7 protein-coding genes are annotated in these 6,195 nt (G+C 45.7%); 4 read left to right on the top strand and 3 right to left on the bottom strand.

Translation table 11 applies throughout. The features are described from left to right. Positions 1-140: 140 nt before the first annotated feature. Both AC2VE5_RS04840 and AC2VE5_RS04835 read right to left on the bottom strand, forming a co-directional pair. Entirely contained in the window at positions 141-1,280 is a 1,140-nt protein-coding gene (locus AC2VE5_RS04840; RefSeq protein ID WP_486886645.1) for a WD40 repeat domain-containing protein, read from the bottom strand. Between the two features lie 34 nt (positions 1,281-1,314). Then, a complete protein-coding gene (locus tag AC2VE5_RS04835; RefSeq protein WP_486886644.1) occupies positions 1,315-2,346 on the bottom strand; it encodes a metal ABC transporter solute-binding protein, Zn/Mn family in 1,032 nt (343 codons plus the stop codon). A gap of 64 nt (positions 2,347-2,410) precedes the next feature. Between AC2VE5_RS04835 and AC2VE5_RS04830 the strand changes: the two genes are divergently transcribed. From AC2VE5_RS04830 to AC2VE5_RS04815, 4 genes are all read left to right on the top strand, one after another. Next, complete coding sequence (locus AC2VE5_RS04830; protein ID WP_486886643.1) at positions 2,411-3,154, top strand: metal ABC transporter ATP-binding protein; 744 nt, start codon at positions 2,411-2,413, stop codon at positions 3,152-3,154. Positions 3,155-3,201: 47 nt separating this feature from the next. Further along, positions 3,202-4,086 (top strand): metal ABC transporter permease, encoded by an 885-nt coding sequence (locus AC2VE5_RS04825; RefSeq protein ID WP_486886642.1) that lies wholly within the window; start codon positions 3,202-3,204, stop codon positions 4,084-4,086. Between the two features lie 246 nt (positions 4,087-4,332). Next, positions 4,333-4,500: a metallothionein gene (locus tag AC2VE5_RS04820; protein ID WP_486886641.1), complete on the top strand. Its 168-nt coding sequence runs from the start codon at positions 4,333-4,335 to the stop codon at positions 4,498-4,500. Positions 4,501-4,520: 20 nt separating this feature from the next. Beyond that, complete coding sequence (locus AC2VE5_RS04815) at positions 4,521-4,931, top strand: ArsR/SmtB family transcription factor (RefSeq protein ID WP_486886640.1); 411 nt, start codon at positions 4,521-4,523, stop codon at positions 4,929-4,931. A 148-nt stretch (positions 4,932-5,079) separates the two neighbouring features. Here the strand turns inward: AC2VE5_RS04815 and AC2VE5_RS04810 are convergent, their stop codons facing one another. Continuing rightward, positions 5,080-6,051: a CobW family GTP-binding protein gene (locus tag AC2VE5_RS04810; protein WP_486886639.1), complete on the bottom strand. Its 972-nt coding sequence runs from the start codon at positions 6,049-6,051 to the stop codon at positions 5,080-5,082. Positions 6,052-6,195 lie beyond the last annotated feature (144 nt).

The following is a 6,195-nucleotide window of genomic DNA, read 5'->3' as shown; positions in this document are numbered from 1 at the left end:
ATCCCTTGAACAGGTAGAAGATGTACTTTGCCAAGGCTTACTTGAACTTTCTTCTAATAGTGAGCGCCTGCGTTCAATGACTTTCTTCCCTCATCTTCAAATACTACCTCTGACCGCAACTTAGTATGAAGTAATAGTTGCTAACGGCTACCAAATCCTTGACCGCGCATACCTTTTGACCAAATCAGCAATTCACCGCGTTGACCCCCAGCCGCAAGTTGTTGCCCTTGGGGATGCCAAGCTAGACAAGAAAATCCATTAGGTGCGCCGGGGAGAATTTGGGCTAATTTCTTAGCTTTTTGCCACAAACAAACCCAACCATCCTCCGACGCTGAAGCTAGTAAGAAGCTATTGGGTTGAAAGGCAATTTCTTGTACAACTCCACTGTGCTGTTGCAATAATCTGCTTTCCCAGCCCAGAGACTCATTAGCCTCCCACACCACAATACCCTCAACGCTAGAAGAAGCCAATAGAGGCGCATCTAGCTGAGTTTGAGCTTGTGACCAGGCAAGATGGCGAATTTTGCCTGGAAAACCACGCATTACCCAAGGAAAAAAATCTTGGCTTGTGCTATCACCTTTTGGCGCAATTGATTTGTTCCAGTCTATGACGGTGATAGTTCGATCCATATTTCCACAAGCAAGATACTTGCCATCCGGGGACCAAGCGATCGCCAAACTTGCCGAAGGCACTACCAATACATGAGGATCGTCATGCCAATCGTGAGCGTTCCAAATCTTCGCTCCCTGATAACCTGCGATCGCGAGTTTCTGTCCATCAGGACTCCAATCTAAAGCCAGTACAGAGGAATTATCAAAATTGAGCGTAGCGATTACCCCGCCTGTATCAGCATCCCACACCTGGACATAGCGCCCTAAGCTGAAAGCCAGTTGATTGCTACTAGGATTCCAAGCCAACTTGTCCACCCAGGCGGGTGCATTTTCTATCGTGTGTAAGGGTTTACATCGGTAGGTTCTAGTATCATCATGCAAATACCAAATTTTTACTTGCCCAGCTTGACCACCAGCAGCGAGTTTCTGCCCATCTTGAGAAAAAGCAAGGCAGTCTAGTGATTGACCCTCAGCTATTTGTAAAGGTAGCAAAGGCCAGTTGCTCTCTCCTGTACTAGCAAGATCCCGCCAGAGCATTACTTCTCCGGCGGCGGAACTTACGGCTAAAACCTTACCTTGAGGTGACCAGGCGATCGCTGTGACATAATCTGAAAGTGTCCCACGCCAATGCAAGTCGAATTGTTGGGAGTTTGTAGTTGAGGATTTCATTGCTTCTCACTTACGCTAGAAAGGTTTTATGAAATTACTTCGGCGCAAACGCAGAGTATTGACCGCCCAATCCTTCGACGATCGCCTTTGTGTTCGCAATCAGCATTTTGGGGTAGGTATCGCCCTCAGTACCTGCCTCTCCTAGTCCGTCGGCAAACAGTTCTCGCTCTGACAGCTTTACATTCGCCTCTTTTGCCACTGTTTCAATCAGTTTGGGATTGGCTGACACTTCCGCAAAAATGGTCGGTACTCGATCGGCTTTAATCTCCTCAGTCAATTCTCTTACCCGTGCGGCAGTAGGCTTTTCTTCCGTACTAATGCCCTGCAAAGCCCCTTCAACCGGAATGCTATAAGCCGCAGAGTAATACCCCAAAGCATCGTGAGTTGTCACCAGTTTGCGTGAGGTTGGTGGAATGGTGGCAATTTGAGACTTAATCCAGCTATCAACCTGAGTCAGTTCTGCTGACAGAGCTTGAGCATTTTTGGTATAGACTTCAGTGTTTTCCGGTGCAGCTTTCGCTAGGTTATCTTGAATCACTCTCACCATCTGAATTCCATTTTTGGCATCGTGCCAGATATGCGGGTCGGGTTCTTCCCCTTCAGCATGGGTTTCCCCGTCGGTATGTTCCTCACCGTGTTCATCTTCATGTTCGCCCATCAGAGGCTTGGGAACCGCCGCTTCACCCACCGCAACTTTGGTAGCGGGATTAGAGGATGCTTTAATTAGTTTGATCAAACTGGGTTCAAAGTCGTAGCCAGAGTAGAGAACAAGCTGGGCATCTTCGATCGCCTTGCGGTCTTCTGGTGTTGGCTCATAAACGTGGGGATCAGTTCCTGCTTTTACCAAGCAAGTTAGGTCGATTGTGTTGGCGGCAATGGTCTTCGTTAAGTCACATAGCACGCTGCTGGTTGCAACGACTTTCAACTTCGTGCTGGTAGCGGCGGTATTGGTAGAATTGGCGGTGCTAGTTTGGTTGGTTGGCAATGATTGGGTGCAGGCACTGAGTACACTGACAGCGATCGCCAGCAGCGTGCTATTCCAAGTTCGATGGCGGTGAATAGGCATGATATTTTAATTTATGAATTACGTCCTCAGACTATAATAATAATCATTCTCATTCTAGGTTTTCATGTTAGAGGTTCGGCAGCTTGCTGTCAATTATCGGGGCGTACGTGGACTCGATCCAGTAAGTTTCCGAGTAGATCCGGGTCAGCTTGTGGGTATCATTGGACCAAATGGAGCAGGCAAAAGTACACTGCTAAAGGCATTGTTAGGCTTAGTCCCTGCGGGCGGTGTTGTTTACTATTGCACCTGTCCGTTATGCCAGCAGTTAGCGAGAGTGGCGTATATCCCGCAGAAGTCGCAAATTGATTGGGATTACCCGATCACCGTATGGAACGTCGTGATGATGGCGCGGACTCGTCAGCTAGGATGGTTCCGCAATCCCGATCGAGCGGCAAAAGAAACTGTTAAGGCAGCCTTAAAACGAGTAGAGATGCTAAATCTTCGCCATCGCCGCATTGGTGAACTTTCTGGCGGACAGCAGCAACGGGTGTTTCTAGCACGGGCTTTGGCACAACAAGCGGATCTGTTTTTGTTTGATGAACCTTTTACGGGTGTGGACAAGAAAACCGAAGCCATCATGCTGGAAGTATTTGAGGAATTGCGATCGCAAGGCAAGATTTTGCTTCTTAGTACCCATGAATGGGGACAATCGCTCAGTCAACTCGATCGATTGCTGTTGCTCAATCAATCTTTGATTGCAGAGGGTTCGCCACAACAAGTAATGACTCCTGAAAATTTGCGTCAAGCTTACGGAAGCCATTTGGGAAATCCCTTACAGAAAGATATAGAAACGTCATTTTTCTGCTAGTTATTAACTTTTTTCATTCCATCTACTCATTTATTTCCTTACTCCCTGTGTTCAATTTTTTCCTAGAACCCCTTAATTACGAATTCATGCGCAACGCGATCGCCATTGGCGTGTTAGTTGGGATTCTTTGTCCGGTGGTCGGCAGTTATCTAATTGTGCAGCGCATGGCAATGCTAGGAGATGTCATTGCCCACTGCGTTCTACCAGGGTTATCAATTTCTTTCTTTTTGGGTGTTGATATTCTGCTAGGGGCGTTTGGCTCTGGCATTTTGGGCGCGTTGCTCATTGCCTGGATTCGTTCTCAAACACGAGTCAAGGTTGATGCAGCGATGGCACTAACATTTTCTACTTTTTTCGCCCTAGGAGTGACGCTGATTAGTGTACTGAAAAACAAACTCGATCTCGATAGTTTTTTGTTCGGCGATATCCTGGGAGTGACACCTCATGACATTGGGCGAACATTAGCGATCGCCATTTTGATTCTGCTGGTGGTCAAACTGTTCTACAAGGAATTATTGTTTTACACCTTTGACAAAACTGGCGCTCAGGCGATCGGTTTACCTATTAACACTATTTACTTTGGCTTCATGGCAGCCATTACTCTAACCATTATCGCTAGTATGCAAGCCGTGGGAGTGATTCTGGTGATCTCTCTACTTGTTGGTCCTGCTTTGACTGCCTATTTGTTAGTAAAAGAACTGCATCAGATAATGATTGTGGGAGCTATTTTAGGAGCGATCGCTAGTATTTCTGGTGTCTACCTCAGCTATTATTGGAACTTGCCTTCGGGTCCAGCGATCGTGCTAGTTTCATCTAGTTTGTTTTTGTTAGCGTTGCTACTGGGTCCGTCTCAGGGAATTTTGACTCGACCTAACCCAAGTGGAAGTACAGCAACTATGCGTCGCTTAGGTCTATTCAAACGGAGCGAATAGCGTAGCAGCACGAAGGAAGTACCGACGGATACTCTCGTTAAAGAACTAATTAGGACAATTAAAACAACCAGATGCCGACTATCTTTGCCTCACGGCGCATTAATCCGAAGATTCAACCCCTCCAACTTATATGCTGAGAGTGCATCAAGGGAGCCATTTCTGGAGATCATAAAAACTTTCTTTTATTTTACCTGAATATGTATTCATATATGCTATGGTGTTTGTAGAATTAAAAGGAGTTGATTCATGGCTACTGTTACCCAAATGAAATGTGCCTGCGAAACTTGTCTATGTGTGGTTTCGCTATCGGATGCTGTAATGAAAGATGACAAGGCTTACTGCGGAGATGCCTGTGCGAACAATCATCCTGCGGGTCAAGGCTGTGGTCATACGGGCTGTACCTGCGACGCTTAATTTTCCAATACGGTTTATCTATGCCAAACGATCCGGCTGAAGAAGTTATTACCAAGCATTTTGAAGATGGAGAAGATATCTGTTGCGATCTTCCCCATAGCGATCGCGCTGACGCTGCCAACCCTGCTCAAATCGAAATCCTGACGGTTGAGAAAGCGCAGCGTATGTCAGAGTTTCTTGGCTTTCTAGCCGATACAAATCGGTTGCGAATTCTCTCGATTCTGGCAACTCAAGAAATGTGCGTCGGCGATTTAGCAACTGCCTTGGGAATGAACGAATCAGCCGTGTCGCATCAGTTGAGAACACTCCGAGCTATTCGTTTGGTTAGTTTTCGCAAACAAGGACGGCACGTGTTCTACTATCTGCAAGATCATCACGTTTTTGACTTTTACCGAGCAATCATCGAGCATTTAGAAGAAGCAACACCATAGCGGATAATTTAATTTTTGAGCTAAACCAAACTTAGCCCAATAGCACAACTGGCGGTCAAAGTTCTGCTATTGGGCGACTAGGCAATTGTCACCTAATCTGACAGCGTTCTTTACAAGTGCTGCGCGAATTTAAACTGCTTCTAGTGTTTTAAACCAGACACGCCTGAAAGTCCTTTTTCAGTTGAGCCTCGTTCAAGTTGCGACCGATGAACACCATTTCATTTTTACGGGTTTCATTTGGCTTCCAGGCGCGATCGCGTGTACCATCAAACAGCATATGCACTCCTTGAAATACAAACCGATTGTCTTCCCCGGCAATATTGACAATGCCTTTCATGCGGAATATATCTGTTCCTTGGGTTTGTAACAAATAGCTAATCCAATCGTTCAACTTTTGCATATCCAATGCACCAGATGCTACCAAAGCCACAGAAGCAACGCTTTCATCATGCTCGTGTGCAGTTTCATTCAAGAATTCTGGATCGATTTCTAAGGCGCGGTTGAGATCGAATGCTCCTACCCCTAGTAGTGCGCCCATTTCTAGCTCGGCATTGCGGGTACGGTAGATTTTGGCTAGAGCGTTCATCCCTTTAATCCGCTTTTCTAGTTCTTGTAGCACATCATCTGTTACCAGGTCAGTTTTATTGAGCAAAATTACATCTGCAAATGCAATTTGCTCCTGCGCTTCACTACTTTCCCAATGCGACCAAATGTGTTTAGCATCAACTACCGTCACCACTGCATCTAGAGCCAATTGACCCTGCATATCTTCATCCACAAAGAAAGTTTGAATTACTGGTGCGGGGTCAGCAAGTCCTGTTGTTTCAATTACCAAATGGTCAAATTTATCCCGCCGCCGCATCAAATTGCCAATAATCCGAATCAAATCACCCCGGACTGTGCAGCAAATGCAGCCATTATTCATCTCAAATATTTCTTCGTCTGCATCAATAACCAGTTGGTTATCGATCCCCACTTCTCCAAACTCATTGACAATCACAGCTACCTTTAAGCCATGTTCGTGAGTCAAGATGCGATTGAGTAAGGTTGTTTTCCCTGCTCCCAGATAGCCAGTAAGAACGGTTACAGGCACTACATCCATTTTCTCGTTAGCAACCATACTACGAATACCTCTTTATTTATAGAATGATAATCACTCTCAAACTATCATAGAAAACTTTAGCCACATCTGAACTAAAAACACCAAAAAGTATCATCTTTTGGTGTCTTTGTGGTTAAAAAAGCTAAGTATTTCTGCTAATTG

The organism is Aliterella sp. E5.1 (assembly GCF_057473825.1).
Note: the sequence above shows the minus strand (reverse complement) of the source record. Positions and strands in the feature narration are given on the sequence as shown.